Raw genomic sequence first — 16,277 nt, forward strand, 5'->3', positions numbered from 1 at the left:
AATTATTTTAAGTGGTTTCTGTAAACATCCCAGTTCGAGCAAACTCTTCTTCTTCAGGGGTGAAAAGTGGAGCTTTATCTACAAGGCTAGCGTCAAAGTAGTATGTCTCTTGCAGAAACTGTCCGTTGATGACAGCTTCCTCTAAATCCTTAATGTGGTTCTGTGCAACTATACATGCTTCCTTGAGATTATTTTCATCGCCCTTTTGCAGCAGCTTTGGTAATTCCGTTTTTACTCCTGTCAGTCGTGCCAATGGCTTAAGAATTCCGTAGATGTTATAGATGCGAGCAGTTTCTATGCTGGTGTATTTGAGTGCATTGGCTCTTGCTAACTCAGAGTCAAGGCTGGGCCAAAAACGAGTGGTGTAAAACGCCTTCTCATCTTTGTGATACCATTCCTCAGAACGAGCAATGGAGGAGGAAACAGTGTTGTGCAGTTTCCAGAAGAATAAACGCAGAGAGGAACCATCTACCACAGTGGATAACTTGGCTTCCAGTGACACCTCAAAGTCAGTGAGGCTGGGGTCGCGCCCAAGTACAAGGTACTCTACAGGATACATATCTATCTCCTTATTTTGCACAACGTACATATTCAGGTGATGACGGCAGTAGGGACAGGGGTACATCGTGGCAAACAGTTGGAAGAAGTCTTTGAAGGTTGCTACTGTGGCTTTTTGCTGAATATCGGTCTTGGTAGACACAATCTCAGCTGTGGTGTGGAAGAAGCGCCACACTGCTGGGCCAATGTAATATGGAAAGCTGACTCGCATCTGGGAATCCTTCACTTCAGTCCGATTTAGATAGACATCAATGAATGATACATATTGCGAGAGTGCGCCTGACTCCCGCCCAAATTCTAGGCGTTCGCGCCGTTTCTGCACTCCATTTAGGTAGTGATGTGTTAACCGCCATGCTTGTTTGAGTATCAGTTTCTGTTTGGGAGTACAATGGGGAAAATTTTCGGCAACATCCGCCCCGTAGCGGTTAAATTCTCCTGAGTTTTTTGTAGACTGATACCATTCGTCTAAAGCCGCCTCGTTGGGTACGGTGTTGCTTTGGATATCTGCCGTTGTTGAGACACTAAAGGCTGCCAACAATTTTGGCATAAAGTCTTCATACCAGTATGCTACTGGCATAATTGCACCATCTACTTCCTCGGTTGCCTGGGAGAGAATAACGCGGTTCCACTTGTGCAAATAGTCTTTGGGATTTCCAGTAGATTTAGTTGGTGGTGGAGCCATTTCTTCATTCAGTTCTATTCCTCTGAGGCGATTGAGTTCGTTAATGGCAAGGACACCTTCTACAATGTCACCTAAGCTGAGACTTTTCTTTTTGATGGTAATTGCAAACTCGACTCCAGCAGCAAACTTTTCTTTGACATTGGCAAATTTACTCCGCGCCTCTAAAATCGCTTTCTGCTCTGCCAACATTTCTGGTGTCTTTGCCACTGTTTGCCAGTTTTTGATGCGCTCCTGCAATCGGGCATATTCATCGGCAATCGATTCAACCACTGCATCTAAGACGGGGTAGCAATCCTCGGATACGATACCTAATGCTTTGTAAAGTGCGATCGCCTGCTTGACAAATTCCACAAAGTCAGTAATTCTATACGGCAAGTTTTTCACCCGCAAGTGAGTTTCATGGTTGGCGGAGAAACTCTCGCGAAAACTGCGGTAGGCTGCTCCTTGAATCAAACGAAACAGACCAATCTGCATTTGCAAGGGAGATGTAGCGCTTTTTTTCTGATTAGGTGAGTTTGGGTGTTGTGCTAACTGTTCTCTTAACTGTACCAACTCAGGAGTGGTGTTGCTGGTTGCTTCTTCTAAAGTAGCCTGGGTATTGGTAACTGCTGCTGTCTCATTAGAAGTGGCAACTGTCTTAAGCGAACTGTTAAGAGAAATTGGTGAATCTTGATAGCCAGTTTTGCTTTCTGACTCCTCCGGTACTAGCTGACAGAATTCCTCAAAGTCAATTGAGCCATCGCCATCATGATCTACTTCCTGTAACATCTCCTTCAATTCAGCGTCTGTCAGCCCAAATTGAGTCATAACTGTCCGTAATTCGGCGGTAGTAATCTGACCGCTACCGTCTTCATCAAAGGCGCTGAATGCTAACTTGAGGCGGCTTTCGCGATCGCCTACTTTCGCTATCATCAGCGTTTTAAATTCTTCAAAGTCGATAGTGCCTGATAAATCAACGTCAATTTCCTTAATCAAGTCGCGCAGCCCTGCTTCAGTGGGATTTTGCCCTAGCGATCGCATTACTTCTCCTAGTTCCTCAGTTGAGATCGCTCCGTTGCCATCTACGTCTAATACTTTGAAGGCTTGCCACAATTTTTCTATTTCTTGCTCATCAATCATGTTTTTGTTCCAATTCCATAGGTGTCACTAATTAATTTATTACCATGTTTTATAACAGCTACTTCAACATAATTACTAATTCGTAATTCGTAATTAAAAATCGGCTAAGAGTTCTCTAAATGTAGAGGTTGTCGCGTTATGGATGGGGTCTAAAACTAATCTAGTAGACATCTGGTGAAATTAAATATGCTTTATCCAGAATCCTTGTAGAGACATAGCAGTGCTACCTCCCTATATTTCTATGTTTAATATGATTATGGGATGCAAGGATACGGATAAATTTTAACTATCGCTGATTAGCCGCACTCTATTTCATCTAGTTAAAGGCATCACAGACACTATTTTTTCAACTTCATTTACCGTAATTTGCGCCAGCCCAAATTGTTCAATTACTGCTGCATTGGTTGTCAAATGTCTACTCACTTCAGCGACTCGATACTGACTTACTTGTGACGCTAAAGCAGCTGGTAATAATAACTGATCTGCTAGATGTTCATCCACTGCTGCACCAGTTTGATGAAACTCAAGTAATTGCTGACAAGCAATCTCTGCGACTGTCTCCGCCGACAACCGCAAACGCCCAAACCCACCAAAGCCAGTCAAACTGTTCTCATACTCAGCAGTTAAAAAAATACCCGCTCCTGGTGCTACACCTCTTTCTCGCAAAGTCTGCACGCGAACTTTCAAATTGGCTTCCCGTAACAAATTCTCGGCACGATTCGCCATCCGTTGCGGAATATGAGAAGGCAATTCCGTCACCACTGCGAGTCCTCGTACCTGTTGTAATTCTCCACGTTCTAGCAAGTCGATCCCGCCTAGTTGAGTCCCGCCACTCACCTGTAACTGTACCTCTCCGCCTCCTTGGGGAAACCACCCCCAAGCGCCTAACTTGACTTGGGACTCTACTCCCATGCGTTGCAGTATGGGCAGATAAACTTGCTCTATATAAGTCACTGTCGGGCTAAAGTTTACATGAGTTCCACCCTTTAGTGTTACCTGGGAATTACCGGATGCTAGTGCTAATGGTAAGAGGATTGTCTGTAAAACCAGAGCGATCGCACCCGCAGAACCACCTTGTTGTGCTTTACTAACATCAAAGGTGTAAATTCCCGCTTGCACAGCGCTACCTGGAATGAATTCCAGCAGCATTGAACCCAAAGCATCACCCTGTAATTGGGCATTACAAATTCTACCCGCAGCCCGAACGGCTGTTAAGTGTTGTGCTGCTAATCCTGGCTTTTTGCGTCCAGCGCGAATACCTGCAATCCGTATGGGTTCGCCAGTGATGGCGGCTAGACTTAAGGAAGTGCGAAGAACTTGTCCCCCTCCCTCTCCGTAGGAACCGTCAATTTCAATCATGGGCGATTTTGGATGTTGGATTTTGGGTTATCCCCACGGCTTTTGAAATCAAACCACAAATTATAAACGCCTAATTGCTAGCTTCTTGGAGGCAAGTTACACAAATATATAGAAAATGGTCTGAGTATAGCAGAATTCAGGAGTTTTGAGTCAGAACGCAGTAGCCCAATAAATTCAAGTAGGACATTCTCAATCTGTCCCCAAAAGGATGATTATGGTGCAAGTCTAGCCTTACCTAAACGCTGCTTTTCGTACCATTGTGCGATCGCGGGTGCCCAATCTTCAAAGTGAGGCCACATCATTTCACACAACTTTTGAATTTCCAGTTGAGCATCTTTCTTATTTCTCAGGTCACAAAAATGCAAAAAAGACCTTAAATTGAAACTAACTACAAAATGCTGGCGATAGTCAAAAGGCACTTTTCCTCTTGCATGTTCTTCAGACATTCCAGCCTCAAAATCAGCTTTATATCGTTTTGCTGCTTCTAAACACCATTCCAAATCTGCTGCTCGTTGCTCTGGTGAATAGTGGTACTTTTTGCCTTGTCTATCAGTGTAATAACCAACAGGACGTAAGTAAAAAACATCTTCTATGTCTTTCTTACCTTCTACTACATCGATAAATTGGTTGCCTGTGTATCTAAAAGATTGGACATCAAATGATACCCCTACACGATGAGTCCGGGCTTGCTGCATGACATTGTGGGGAAAGTAGCCACAGTTAAAAACAATCTGGGGATGCTCTAAAGGTCCATAGTGTCCTCTTTCACCTACTAAAAGTCGCTTAACAATAACTTCGCCGCTTTGTGACTCAGAGGGCCAGGAGTCACGCTGATCGAAAACGAACCCATCGGTATAATCCTGGTGCATCGCGGCGTAAATCACCTGCTGCGGGTTTAGTGTTTTGGCAATAACCTCTACTCGAAATCGATGCATTAGCTTATGGGGAACGGATTTGTTACTGAAAGTGCTTACACACAAGGAGCAGGGCCTGTTTGTTAGACATAGCTTTAAACTCGATCCATTATCATATCTCTGCCTTGGGCTTCTACTTGAGCAGATTAAGATACTTTACAAATGTTAATGACTTTGTTACAGTTGTTTACATAAAGAGAAGACAGGGAAAAATCCATGCGTACAAACACTGCTATAATTGACGACCAAGGCAAACTGAATAACTTTGCGATCGAGCCAAAGATTTATATAGATGAGCAAGGCGATCGCACTGGCTTCACTCCCTACGCAGAACTGCTCAACGGTCGTTTAGCAATGATTGGTTTTATCTCTCTGATAGCATTAGAAGTATTCACAGGACATGGTATTGTTGGTGTTCTGGCAAATCTGTAAGAACTAATTTTTATAATGTAATTCTCATAAAAATAAGAGACGGTTAATAAACCGTCTCTTATTTTTATGGAAAACTTAGTGCTAGAGTGAATATACTGATAGCAAAAGCTCTTAGTTATCAACGTAAAGTTATCAGGTAAATTATGGCTTTAACTGCTTCAACTATGTTGCCGTTAGGCACAAAAGCACCAGATTTTCATCTACCGGAAGTAGTCTCTGGAAAAGCAACTTCACTTTCTACCTTTGCAGAAAAAAAAGCGCTGGTAGTAATGTTTATTTGTCGGCATTGCCCATTTGTAAAGCACATTCAACAAGAATTAGTGCAGTTAGGAAAAGATTATTTTACAAGTGATTTAGCGATCGTTGCCATCAGTGCTAACGATGCAAAAAATTACCCAGATGATGCGCCAGAGTCATTACAAGCATTTGCCACAGAACAAGGGTTTAATTTTACCTTATGCTATGACGAGAGCCAGGAAACGGCAAAGGCTTATACAGCAGCCTGCACACCAGATTTTTTTGTGTTTGACGAGCAGCGCCAACTTGTTTACCGGGGACAATTAGATGATAGCCGCCCCAGTAATGGTAAGCCTGTAACGGGCGCAGATTTACGGGCAGCCATTGAAGCAGTGCTGGCAGGTCAACCTGTTACAAGCGAGCAAAAGCCGAGTGTTGGTTGCAATATAAAATGGAAATCTGGAAACCAACCCAGTTATTTTGGTTAAAAGCGATTGGGCATGGGGCATTGGGTATTTCTCCCTGTTCCCCATGACTATCAGTGTTTAATTTCCAAATTAAGTATGTAGCATCCCAGTTGGACTTTTTCTGCCCACAATTCATATTCCAGACGCAAATGTTCTGGCAAGGGATGTCCGTTGAGAGTTAGGCTACTAGTAAAATTTCGCAAACGAATCGGATCGTTAGGTTGTAATGACTCAGTTGGCAACCAATAGCGACTAATACCATAAACCCCCTGTTCCCAAAAGTGACGGTAACTCACTTGAGCGTTACCTTGCATAGTCATAATGACCCGGTAAGGAGAAATCTCCAGCCACAAAATTCTGGGACTGTTAGGGGCGTAAGCTTTGCTTTTACTTTGAGGAAGTGTATCCTCTGGACTTACTACACTCTCTACTTCGCAGCTAATTAAGGGTGGTGCAGTCAGCAGCAAATGGAATCTATCAGTATCTTTTTGATACAATGTCGCGGCAGTTTCGACAACAGACCAGATTGGTAGGTCAGTGGAAATAAGTGATAAGCACACGGGTTTGCGGTGATGGGTCAGCATGGGAGCGATAAGGGCTAAAAGCTATTGAACAAAGTGAAATGAATACTCTAGCTGTCTAATAGGTCAGGGTAAGAAACTAAATAGTAAAACAGGCTTAATATTAATGAATCTGCTGATTTGTTAAGCTACACAAATCCTTATAGAAATAGGTAGAATGTCAGCTTAGACAGCAAAAAGGGTACTTTTTCTAGAAAGCTAATTCGTAAGTAAAGCTTGTAAATATTCTAAGGCTATAGCCTCAAAACAGTGGAAGTCATTTTCGATGCTCAAAAATCTTCTTGAGGGAGACTTACCATAAATTGGAGTAAGTTTCATACAGCAAAAAGCGATAGTATACCAGATAGGAAGTCACCATCAGCGACAAATTAAGTCGCTGATGAACTTCCGGTGTATTCAAAAGCCAGTTTATCCTAATGTCGGCTTCTGTTATAACCGTAGAAACTCACGAAGACTTTTCATCGCAAGTTAATTATTCTGTAGCCTTCTTTTAGGCTATCTTTACACGATCGCATTTGGATGACATGGATACTAATACCAATTCTCTAGGAGGCTTTACAAAGTCAGGTTTGGCAAGACTTGGAGCAAAATCCCTTTGTTCTATGCAACCTCACTATTAATCGGTATAACCATACTCTAATGTTGGGCGCTCTAGTTAACTGCTACGCGTCTACGCAACGATCGCAATCTCAAGCGAAGTAAACTAGAATTTATATCTACTTATTTTGGAATGGGCGCTGAGGTAGGGGCGAAGGATGCTTTAGCTTATCCTGTCTCCCCTACAGCTTACAATGATTTTCTTGGCTCTCCAATCTTGTTACTTAATCATTGCTGTTAAGGATTTTGGGAACTTTGAAAAATTCGCCTTCCTGTTCAGGCGCACTGTTAAGAATGCTTTCCCGGTCAGGATAGGGTTGCAATCGATCCTCTCGTGTAATATTACTGACATCAATTGCCCGTGTTGTTGGGGGCACATTACTGACATCAAGTTCATCCAACTGTTGAATATAATCCAGAATACTTCCTAACTGGGTAGTGAATTGTTCCTCTTCTTCTGGAGTCAATTCTAAACGAGCAAGATTAGCTACTTTATGGACTTGTTCTTGGTCAATCATATTTTTTTAGTTAGGAGTGAGGAGTTAGGAGTGAATGATTCATAATTCCCAACTCATCATTTTTAGAAGAATACGTCAATTTGCGATCGCCCGGTGGTTTTTAGCCAGTTTTGGGCTTCGATGTAGTTATTGGGAGCCATGCGAATAGCTCGAATCCAATAGTCTGCGGCTTGGTCAAAGAGTGCTTCGCCAGCCTCGTTATCTCCACTTTCTTTTTCCTTTTCGCCTTGGTAGTGGTAAATTACGGCGATGTTATTTAAGGCTTGGGGCATCCGTGGGTTTAACTCAATTGCCTGGTGATACAGTTCTAAAGCTTTATTGTGGTCGCCATTACTGGCATAGATTAGCCCCATATTGTAGAGAATATAGCCGCGATCGTTGGTATCTTCCTCTAATGTTAGAGCTTCTTCATAGTATTCCAATGCTTCAGCGTATTCCCCTTCTGCTTGGGCCGACATGCCATCTCGATAATAAACAAACGCTTCTTTTGCTTTTTTGTTAGTTGGCAGGATCTTCAGAATGATATCCGCCATCACTGTAAAGGATTTGTCAACAAAATTATCATTTTTTTGCGTTCTAGGCATATTTTTCTCTGGGTATGGGGCATGGGGCATTGGGCATTGGGCATGGGGCATTGGGCATTGTTCCCTCATCTCCCCAATCCTCTAGCAGGCTCAATAGTTAATTTAACTGATTTGTGGGGACATTCTTTTCACTTAATGGCATGATGCACTCTGGACTATGATGCCGAGAGTTGTTTACCAGGGTGCTAACTGGATAGGCAGTCATTGCTGGCGCTGGATAGGGACGCAATAGCTCCTGTAGGGTTTGAGGCGTTTGCACTTGAGAATCTAGCCATAAATCGTAATCTTGTGGCTCTAGAATTACTGGCATTCGCTCGTGGATAGGTTGGAGTAATTCGTTAGCTGCCGTTGTCAAAATTGTACAAGAAATTACTTCCTCGTTAGCAGGCGTTCCCGCTTCGGGTTGCCGTAGGCATCGCCATCTCTCCCACAAACCGGCAAAAGCGAAGGGTTGCCCATCTTGAAGGCGAAAATAAAATGGCTGCTTTTTACCTTGTTGGCGCTGCCACTCATAAAAGCCATCAGCTAGTACTAAACAGCGTCGATGCTTAAAAGCCGAGCGAAAAGCTGGTTTTTCGGCAACAGTTTCTGCCCTAGCGTTAATCAGCTTTGCCCCGATTCCTGCATCTTTCGCCCATGAGGGAATTAATCCCCAATACAACTGTTTAAATTCACGCTTTTCGCTTTCAGGGTTTCGTAACACTGTTGCCACCATTCGCGTCGGTGCAATGTTAAAATCGGCAGCTAAATTCAGAACTGGCTCAACATGAAAAACTTGAGCTAAAGCTTCTGCTGACTGGTTTAGAGTAAATCTTCCACACATACTTTTATTCTCGACCGCTGACTCAACGAAACATCTCAATCTAGAACTCAATCAAATATTATTTTTATTTTCTCAGATAATTTTCTCTAGTACTCAAAAGCTAAGTTTTAAAATAAATTATCCGGTTTTGGGAATTTTTTTTGGTAAGATATTGTATTTTAAAGCTTCACTTATCAACATATTGTTAACTGTATTTTAGCATGGAACTACTGCGTTTGTACGATTTTTTACCTTCCGGTAATAGTTATAAGATACGTCTTTTATTCACACAACTAGGTATGCCTTTTGAGAGAGTAGAGCTTAACATTTTAAAAGGCGAGACTCGAACACCAGAATTTTTAAGTAAAAATCCTAACGGGAAGATACCTATTCTAGAAATTGAGCCAGGGAAATACTTGGCAGAATCAAATGCTATATTGGTATATCTAAGTGAAGGTACAGAATTTTTACCTTATGACCGCTTTTTACGAGCGCAAGTGCTGCAATGGTTGTGTTTTGAACAGTATAGCCACGAACCATTTATTGCTACATTAAGATTTTGGATTTCTATTTTAGGTAAAACTGAAGAATATAGTGAAGTTATTAAGCAAAAACGCGAACCAGGTTATGCAGCACTTAACTTGATGGAAAAACACTTAACCTCTCACATTTTTTTTGTGGGAGAGCGTTACACGATTGCTGATATTTCCTTATTTGCTTACACTCATGTAGCGGACGAAGGTGGGTTCGATTTAACACAATTTCCTGCTATTCAAACTTGGATAGAAAGAGTCAAAGCTCAACCAAGATACATTAGTATTACACAAGCATAACTTGAGCAATTAAATTAAAGCGAACAGCTATTTATATCCACGTAACAATAAGTAAAGAGCCAGAGAACTAACTCTCTGGCTCAAGGTTGGAGACAAAAAAATCATCAAATAAAGGCTAACTTGGGTAAGAACCTAAATTCTTCCCAGGTTATGTAGCCCTAAAACAGCGCCTACTCCTAAGATATGACCAAAGGCGGTGCTTGCTAAAAGGGCTGGTAAACCAAAACCACCAAAGAGATTAGCTGAGGGTAGTCCTGGTTCTGCATTGGGATATTTGATGGTAGATTTAGCAAAGGCAATGGCAATGATATTAGCAATAATGATAATCAGTCCAACTGTCGGACTCCATTGCAGGGGTGTGGTTGCAGCAGCGAGTAAGGTTGAAGTAAACACCTGATTTGCTCCTGAGATTTATTAATGATTGAAAATATAATCTGAAACTTTCCGACGCAAATTCAACAAAATACCCAATTTTGCATCAATATTTAACAGTTATTCTCACTACTTAATACAACTCGCTCTCAATGTGGTGAGTTAACTGTGCTAGCTGGTTTGAATTTCAACTTCAGAAGTCAGCAGTTAATTTGTTTAAAATTATACCTACTTTTCAAATAGCCAGGAGAATTATATAGAGGTTTATACAAAGCAAATTTTAGTCACAGTCTTCGGGTTGCAAAAATAACATATAGTTTTGACAGTGAGCTACTTAGCTACATTCGAGATTTATTGTAAACTTTAAAACTTATAATTTAAGCTTATACTTGACTTTATCTTTATAGTTAATTTTTTATTTTCCTGGTTGCTCTACACCCACTAGAGAAATCAAAAATTTCATCCTCCTGTAGTTAGATTTGTTGGGCGTAGTGAATATAATTCCTAACCCCTAACTCTTACTATCACTTTGTGCAACTAACGTTAATGCGTCTATCAAGGGAATTATATCTGCATAAATAAAAATATAATTTTTATCTATCAAAAGTATGAGATACAATTGACACTCTCAGGTCTAAAGACACTGAGATTCTTTAATCAAAGACATGACTTGCTCATCCAGGATTACTCCAGCATGAGTAGTGGTCGCATCTCCTAAAGCGTTGCTTGCGTCTAGCGCAAAGGTTCCGGTATGCCCTACCGTACCCAATCCTCGACTAAGTATAATTCTAGCTGCGTTCTCATCCCTGTCCATCACACATCCGCATGAACATACGTGCGTTCTAGTGGATAGTGTTTTTTTGACAATTTCACCACTTTTGACAATTTCACCACAGCTAGAGCATTCTTGACTCGTGTATTGCGGATTAACCGCAACCGTGACACGTTTAAATACTTTCGCTAAGTACTCAACCCAGACACGGAACTGATACCAAGATGCGTCATTGATAGACTTAGCTAAACAATGATTTTTCACCATATTTTTAATCCTCAAATCTTCGTATGCAATCAAGTCGTTAGACTGAACTACGCACCGTGCTAATTTCACAGCATGGTCTTTACGTTGCCTACTTATTTTGAGGTGGCGTTTACCTAAAATCTGTCTAGCTTTGCCCCTATTCTTTGAACCTTTCACCTTTCTGGAAACACGACGTTGAGAACGCTTAAGAACCCTTTCACCTGTACGCAAAAACTTTGGGTTCTCAAACATTACACCATCGGAGTCGGTGTAGTATTCTTTCAATCCCACATCTAACCCTACTGTATTGCCAGTTGGTTCTATGTTTTCAAAACGGTCTATATCAATGCAAAACTGAACATACACACCATCCGCACGTTTTACCAGTCTCACCCGTTTAATCTGGTTAATTTGGTAGAAGTGCAAATCACGAGTCCCTTTGAGTTTTAAACGACCAATACCTTTTTTGTCAGTGAATGTTATAGATTTACGATCGTCGGCGAGCTTCCACCCTGATGTTTTATACTCAACTGAGCGACAATCTTTCTGGAATTGAGGATACCCTGTCTGGGAAAATCGCTCTACTTGGGGAGACCCCAAGACCGCGTTTTCCGCTTTTAAACCTGGAATACCTTTCTTGCAGTTGTCATAAAACCGAGAGATAGAAGACCATGCTCTCTCAGCAGAAGCTTGACGAGCCATTGAATTGAGTTCATTCGCAAAGGGAAAGTTAGCCGCAAGCACAGCACAATATTTCTGCAAATCGTTTTTACCTGTATCTTTAACATCCATCCATAGCCGAATACAGCTATTACGAATGAACTTTGCAGTCCGAATTGCCTCATCTACTGCTGTAAATTGGGTTGACTTCCCATAAGCTTTAAACTCAAAAACAAGCATCCTTCTTACCTCCTGTCTTATACTACCATAGTTGGTATAAAAAGTTAGCGGTTAGGAAAGATTGAATGCGGTTGAAACCGCACGAGTCGCTTATATCTCAGGGCTGAAGCCACTGAGCTTTACGCTTACCGGCTAATTTGTAAATATTTTCCTCTATCTAAAGAAATTAAATATAAATAATTAACCGAAAATTATACTTCTGGCAGAAGATGTAAAAAAAAATATTATATATTATATATATTAAATTGAATTGAAACAAATATTCATCAGGGTTACTAAACAATTCAGGTAAGTGTGCTATACACGAACTTGGAACAGTCTAAAGCTTTGTTAAAATCAGCAACACACAAACTATGAACTCTACCGAAAAACGTATCGCCTTAATTTCCGTCCACGGAGATCCGGCGATTGAAATAGGGAAAGAAGAAGCTGGGGGACAAAATGTTTATGTGCGCCAAGTGGGTGAAGCACTAGCGCAGCTGGGATGGCAAGTTGATATGTTTACCCGCAAGGCGAGTCTGGAGCAAGGCTCAATTGTTAAGCATAGCGACAATTGTCGAACTATTCGTTTAAAAGCTGGGCCTCTTGAGTTTGTGCCACGAGATGAAATTTTTGAATATCTGCCAGAATTTGTGGATAATTTCCTCAAATTTCAAGTAAAAAATGAGATTACATACCAGTTAGTTCACACTAACTATTGGCTCTCTAGTTGGGTGGGAATGGAGTTAAAGAAAATCCAAGAGAGTAAGCAGGTTCATACTTACCACTCACTAGGAGCAGTCAAGTACAATACTATAGAAGATATTCCTCTAATTGCTAGTCAGCGATTAGCTGTGGAAAAACAGGTGTTAGAAACAGCAGAGCGAATTGTGGCGACAAGTCCGCAAGAACAGCAACACATGCGATCGCTAGTTTCCACTGAAGGTAACATCGATATCATTCCCTGCGGCACAGATATTCAACGGTTTGGTTCCATTGGGCGAGAAGCAGCCAGGGCTGAAATGGAAATCGCCAAAGATGCCAAAGTTGTATTATATGTAGGACGTTTTGACCAACGCAAAGGTATAGAAACCCTAGTGCGTGCAGTAAACGAGTCTGGGCTGCGTGACTCTAAGAATCTCCAGCTAATTATTGGTGGTGGTAGTACTCCAGGTAACAGCGACGGCATTGAGCGCGATCGCATTGAGCAAATCGTTCAAGACTTAGGAATCACTGACTTAACCATCTTTCCTGGCCGTCTCGGTCAAGATATTTTACCAACTTACTACGCAGCTGCCGATGTCTGCGTTGTTCCTAGTCATTACGAACCCTTTGGACTGGTCGCCATCGAAGCAATGGCAAGCGGTACACCAGTTGTGGCTAGTGATGTCGGCGGACTTCAGTTTACTGTAGTGAACGAAGAAACTGGTTTATTAGCGCCACCACAAGATGTAGGTGCTTTTGCGTCTGCCATTGACCGAATTCTCTTAGATCCAGAGTGGCGAGATGAATTGGGTAAAGCTGGCAGAAAGCGTGTCGAAAGCAAATTTAGTTGGCATGGTGTCGCAACTCAGTTGAGTGAACTTTACACCCAATTGTTAGAGCCATCAGCAAAAGAACCTGCATTGCTTGTTAAATAGTGTTTCAAGCAACCTAATATACTTCAAATAAAATCATCTTACATACCGATAAATTCTTTTGGAGAGAGACGCAAGATTTTGCGTCTCTAGATTTTTTATGGGATCAATTGGGGGATGCCTACATTATTAGAGATGATAGAAGTATACTGAGCATCGACCTTTGAACGCGAACGGCTATGCAACCAGTTGACTTCACCACCCTTACAGCTACTTGTAGCGAAATACGCGCTAACTGGCTGCCCTCGCGCACAGAACAGGTTTATCAGCGCGATCGCTACACTATTGCTATAGCATTACGCACCCTGAAACAGCGTGATTGGCTACAGATTTCTTGGCATCCCCAAGCTGCACATATTTGCATCGGCGATCCGCCACCGCGATCGCCAGATACTTTTACTTTTAGCCAACAATTAATACACCAATTGGGTGGTTTGGCGCTGGTAGGTATTGAAGCGATCGCCCCTTGGGAGCGTGTTATCGATTTACAATTTGCCCGTCGTCCGGGAGAAAGCGCCTTATATCATGTCTATGCAGAAATCATGGGCAAATATAGCAACGTTATTCTTACCGATGCCAGCAATATAATTATCACCGCAGCCCATCAAGTTAGTCAGCAGCAATCAAGTGTCCGTCCCATCCAAACCGGACAACCTTATGAAACACCACCCAAACTGACTGGAACTGTCCCCAGTTTGAGCGAATCCCAAGAACGTTGGCAAGAACGGGTAAGTTTAGTGCCAGGAGCAATCAAGCGGCAATTGCTGAAAAGTTATAGTGGTTTGAGTGCAGCGTTACTAGAGTTAATGCTGCTAGAAGCAAATATCGCACCAGAAACATCCACCGATACTCTCAACCCCGACGATTGGCGACGGCTATTTGAGCGTTGGCAAGAATGGCTGCAAGCTTTAGATTCCAAGAAATTTCAACCCGCTTGGACAAAAGATGGCTATACCGTCATGGGTTGGGGTGTAGTTGAAAAAGTTAAAGATATCCAGGAGTTGCTCAACCGTTACTACAGTAAACAAATTGACCAACAGCTATTTTCCCAATTGCGCCATCAGTTAAGTCAGAAATTGAATAATATTCTGACAAAATTACGGAATAAAGCTCAAACCTTTACAACGCGCTTGCAGCAATCAGATCGAGCCGACGAATATCGACAAAAAGCTGATTTATTAATGGCTCACCTGCAAAACTGGCAACCGGGGATGAAAGAAATTATCCTTGCTGATTTTGAGACAAATTTGCCAGTAGCGATCGCTCTGTTGCCAGAGAAAAATGCCGTCCAAAATGCCCAAAGTCTTTACAAACAGCACCAAAAGCTTAAACGCGCTCGTTCTGCTGTTGAACCGCTACTGTTAGAAGTACAGACAGAAATTGAGTATTTAGAACAAGTAGAAGCTGCGATCGCTCAGATAGATACCTACCAAACATCTGAAGATTTACGAGCTTTAGAAGAAATTCGCGAAGAGTTGATTGGGCAAAAGTATTTAGAAGATCCAGAATACCGCAGCCGTAGCGCAAACGAACCTCCCAGCACCAACTTTCATCGTTACCTTACCCCCAGTGGTTTTGAAGTACTAATTGGCCGCAACAATCGCCAAAATGACCAATTAACCTTTCGTGTAGCTGGGGATTATGACATCTGGTTCCACGCTCAAGAAATTCCAGGGAGCCATTTACTACTACGGCTAGAACCCGGTGCTGTGGCAGAAGAAGCTGATTTGCAATTTGTAGCTAATCTTGCAGCTTACTACAGTCGTGCCCGTCAAAGCGACCAAGTGCCAGTAGTTTATACCCAGCCAAAACATGTCTACAAACCCAAAGGAGCAAAACCGGGAATTGCCATTTACAAGCAGGAGAGCATTATCTGGGGAAAACCACAAATAGTCATTGGTCATTAGTCATTGGTCATTGGTCATTGGCAGAATGAAAAATTACATCTTTTCCCCTGCTTCCCCTGCTTCCCCTGCCATCTATGCCCTGCGATTTGCTGAATTACTCTAATAGATAGAGGCTTTTAAGTTTTGCTCATATCTTTTTTTGATGAATATTCAGGAAAAAACTGTGTTGACTGTTACAATATTGTTAAGAAAAGTTGCCCGTTGCATTTTGGGAACGCGCAATTGGGTTTTAACTCTCTTGAGAAGACAACGCAAAAAACATTTTCTAGACCAGCTGTGGGAGGCTGGTCTTTTTGTCTTTAACCACTAACCATATATTGTGATTGATAGGATATTGGGCTTAATTGAAGCGATCGCCTGAGATAGATTTTACACTTAGGTGCATCTAGCTCTTAACAAATGTCCACTCTAAAACCTTGATGGGGGCTGACTGAAATGCTTGACTCAGTTCCGCGCTGCTTTCAAATTTTACTTGAAACAAGTCACAGGCTTCGACGTTGACCGCAAATTGTTTTTCGCGATCCGGCCAAGGTTTGACAGTAACTAAGCCATCAAGACGCTGCATGATGTCGTAGCGCTGCTCGTCGGGGCCTTTGCTAATTTCTAAAAACCGCTCATCGTCAGGTATTTTCTGCTGACAGAGGATGAGAGAAAGGCGATCGCACCATTGCATAAATGCATAGGCTGCATCAACCCATACAGACTTTTGCGCTTTTGGCCCATCATCTGGCTAACATCACAATATATCGCAGAAAGGCTGTTTTGATTTAACGTTGCCAAA

General features: G+C 42.1%; 14 protein-coding genes and 1 pseudogene. 5 read left to right on the forward strand and 10 right to left on the reverse strand.

Features of this window, described 5'->3' with window-relative positions; all coding sequences use genetic code 11:
- Positions 1–7: 7 nt before the first annotated feature.
- From CDG77_RS07170 to thyX, 3 genes are all read right to left on the reverse strand, one after another.
- On the reverse strand, positions 8–2,359 hold the full coding sequence (locus CDG77_RS07170; protein ID WP_094328710.1) for an EF-hand domain-containing protein: 2,352 nt from the start codon (positions 2,357–2,359) through the stop codon (positions 8–10).
- A gap of 312 nt (positions 2,360–2,671) precedes the next feature.
- Positions 2,672–3,718 carry an RNA 3'-terminal phosphate cyclase gene (gene rtcA / locus CDG77_RS07175; RefSeq protein WP_094328711.1) on the reverse strand — a complete coding sequence of 349 codons (1,047 nt, stop codon included), beginning with the start codon at positions 3,716–3,718 and terminating at the stop codon, positions 2,672–2,674.
- Between the two features lie 212 nt (positions 3,719–3,930).
- Positions 3,931–4,653, reverse strand: coding sequence for an FAD-dependent thymidylate synthase (gene thyX / locus CDG77_RS07180; RefSeq protein WP_094328712.1), 723 nt, complete (start codon positions 4,651–4,653; stop codon positions 3,931–3,933).
- Positions 4,654–4,848: 195 nt separating this feature from the next.
- Here thyX and CDG77_RS07185 point away from each other — a divergent pair, with 195 nt between their 5' ends.
- Positions 4,849–5,064, forward strand: a complete 216-nt coding sequence (locus CDG77_RS07185; RefSeq protein ID WP_094328713.1) for a chlorophyll a/b-binding protein — start codon at positions 4,849–4,851, stop codon at positions 5,062–5,064.
- A 143-nt stretch (positions 5,065–5,207) separates the two neighbouring features.
- Entirely contained in the window at positions 5,208–5,789 is a 582-nt protein-coding gene (locus CDG77_RS07190) for a thioredoxin family protein (protein WP_094328714.1), read from the forward strand.
- A gap of 50 nt (positions 5,790–5,839) precedes the next feature.
- Here CDG77_RS07190 and CDG77_RS07195 read toward each other — a convergent pair whose 3' ends face one another.
- The 4 genes from CDG77_RS07195 to CDG77_RS07210 form a co-directional block, all read right to left on the reverse strand.
- Positions 5,840–6,352, reverse strand: a complete 513-nt coding sequence (locus CDG77_RS07195; protein ID WP_012409900.1) for a hypothetical protein — start codon at positions 6,350–6,352, stop codon at positions 5,840–5,842.
- A gap of 818 nt (positions 6,353–7,170) precedes the next feature.
- Positions 7,171–7,464, reverse strand: coding sequence for an Asp-tRNA(Asn)/Glu-tRNA(Gln) amidotransferase subunit GatC (gene gatC / locus CDG77_RS07200; RefSeq protein ID WP_094328715.1), 294 nt, complete (start codon positions 7,462–7,464; stop codon positions 7,171–7,173).
- Positions 7,465–7,526: 62 nt separating this feature from the next.
- The gene (locus tag CDG77_RS07205) at positions 7,527–8,048 is read right to left on the reverse strand and encodes a photosystem I assembly protein Ycf3 (protein WP_094328752.1); all 522 of its coding nucleotides are present in this window, start codon (positions 8,046–8,048) and stop codon (positions 7,527–7,529) included.
- 97 nt (positions 8,049–8,145) lie between these two features.
- Positions 8,146–8,871, reverse strand: coding sequence for an SOS response-associated peptidase (locus CDG77_RS07210; protein ID WP_094328716.1), 726 nt, complete (start codon positions 8,869–8,871; stop codon positions 8,146–8,148).
- Positions 8,872–9,071: 200 nt separating this feature from the next.
- On the opposite strand from CDG77_RS07210, the gene CDG77_RS07215 reads away from it, so the two are divergent.
- A complete protein-coding gene (locus CDG77_RS07215; RefSeq protein ID WP_094328717.1) occupies positions 9,072–9,683 on the forward strand; it encodes a glutathione S-transferase family protein in 612 nt (203 codons plus the stop codon).
- Between the two features lie 132 nt (positions 9,684–9,815).
- Here CDG77_RS07215 and psaK read toward each other — a convergent pair whose 3' ends face one another.
- Positions 9,816–10,076, reverse strand: a complete 261-nt coding sequence (gene psaK, locus CDG77_RS07220; RefSeq protein ID WP_094328718.1) for a photosystem I reaction center subunit PsaK — start codon at positions 10,074–10,076, stop codon at positions 9,816–9,818.
- Positions 10,077–10,689: 613 nt separating this feature from the next.
- Positions 10,690–11,973: an RNA-guided endonuclease InsQ/TnpB family protein gene (locus tag CDG77_RS07225; protein ID WP_094328719.1), complete on the reverse strand. Its 1,284-nt coding sequence runs from the start codon at positions 11,971–11,973 to the stop codon at positions 10,690–10,692.
- A gap of 353 nt (positions 11,974–12,326) precedes the next feature.
- On the opposite strand from CDG77_RS07225, the gene CDG77_RS07230 reads away from it, so the two are divergent.
- Together CDG77_RS07230 and CDG77_RS07235 are read left to right on the forward strand one after the other, a co-directional pair.
- On the forward strand, positions 12,327–13,592 hold the full coding sequence (locus CDG77_RS07230) for a glycosyltransferase family 4 protein (RefSeq protein ID WP_094328720.1): 1,266 nt from the start codon (positions 12,327–12,329) through the stop codon (positions 13,590–13,592).
- A gap of 176 nt (positions 13,593–13,768) precedes the next feature.
- Positions 13,769–15,496, forward strand: coding sequence for an Rqc2 family fibronectin-binding protein (locus tag CDG77_RS07235; protein WP_094328721.1), 1,728 nt, complete (start codon positions 13,769–13,771; stop codon positions 15,494–15,496).
- Positions 15,497–15,881: 385 nt separating this feature from the next.
- Here CDG77_RS07235 and CDG77_RS07240 read toward each other — a convergent pair.
- A pseudogene (locus CDG77_RS07240) lies at positions 15,882–16,190 on the reverse strand (DUF3891 family protein); the annotation flags it as partial.
- Positions 16,191–16,277: the final 87 nt, after the last annotated feature.

Source organism: Nostoc sp. 'Peltigera membranacea cyanobiont' 213 (assembly GCF_002245975.1).
Taxonomy (GTDB): Bacteria; Cyanobacteriota; Cyanobacteriia; order Cyanobacteriales; family Nostocaceae; genus Nostoc.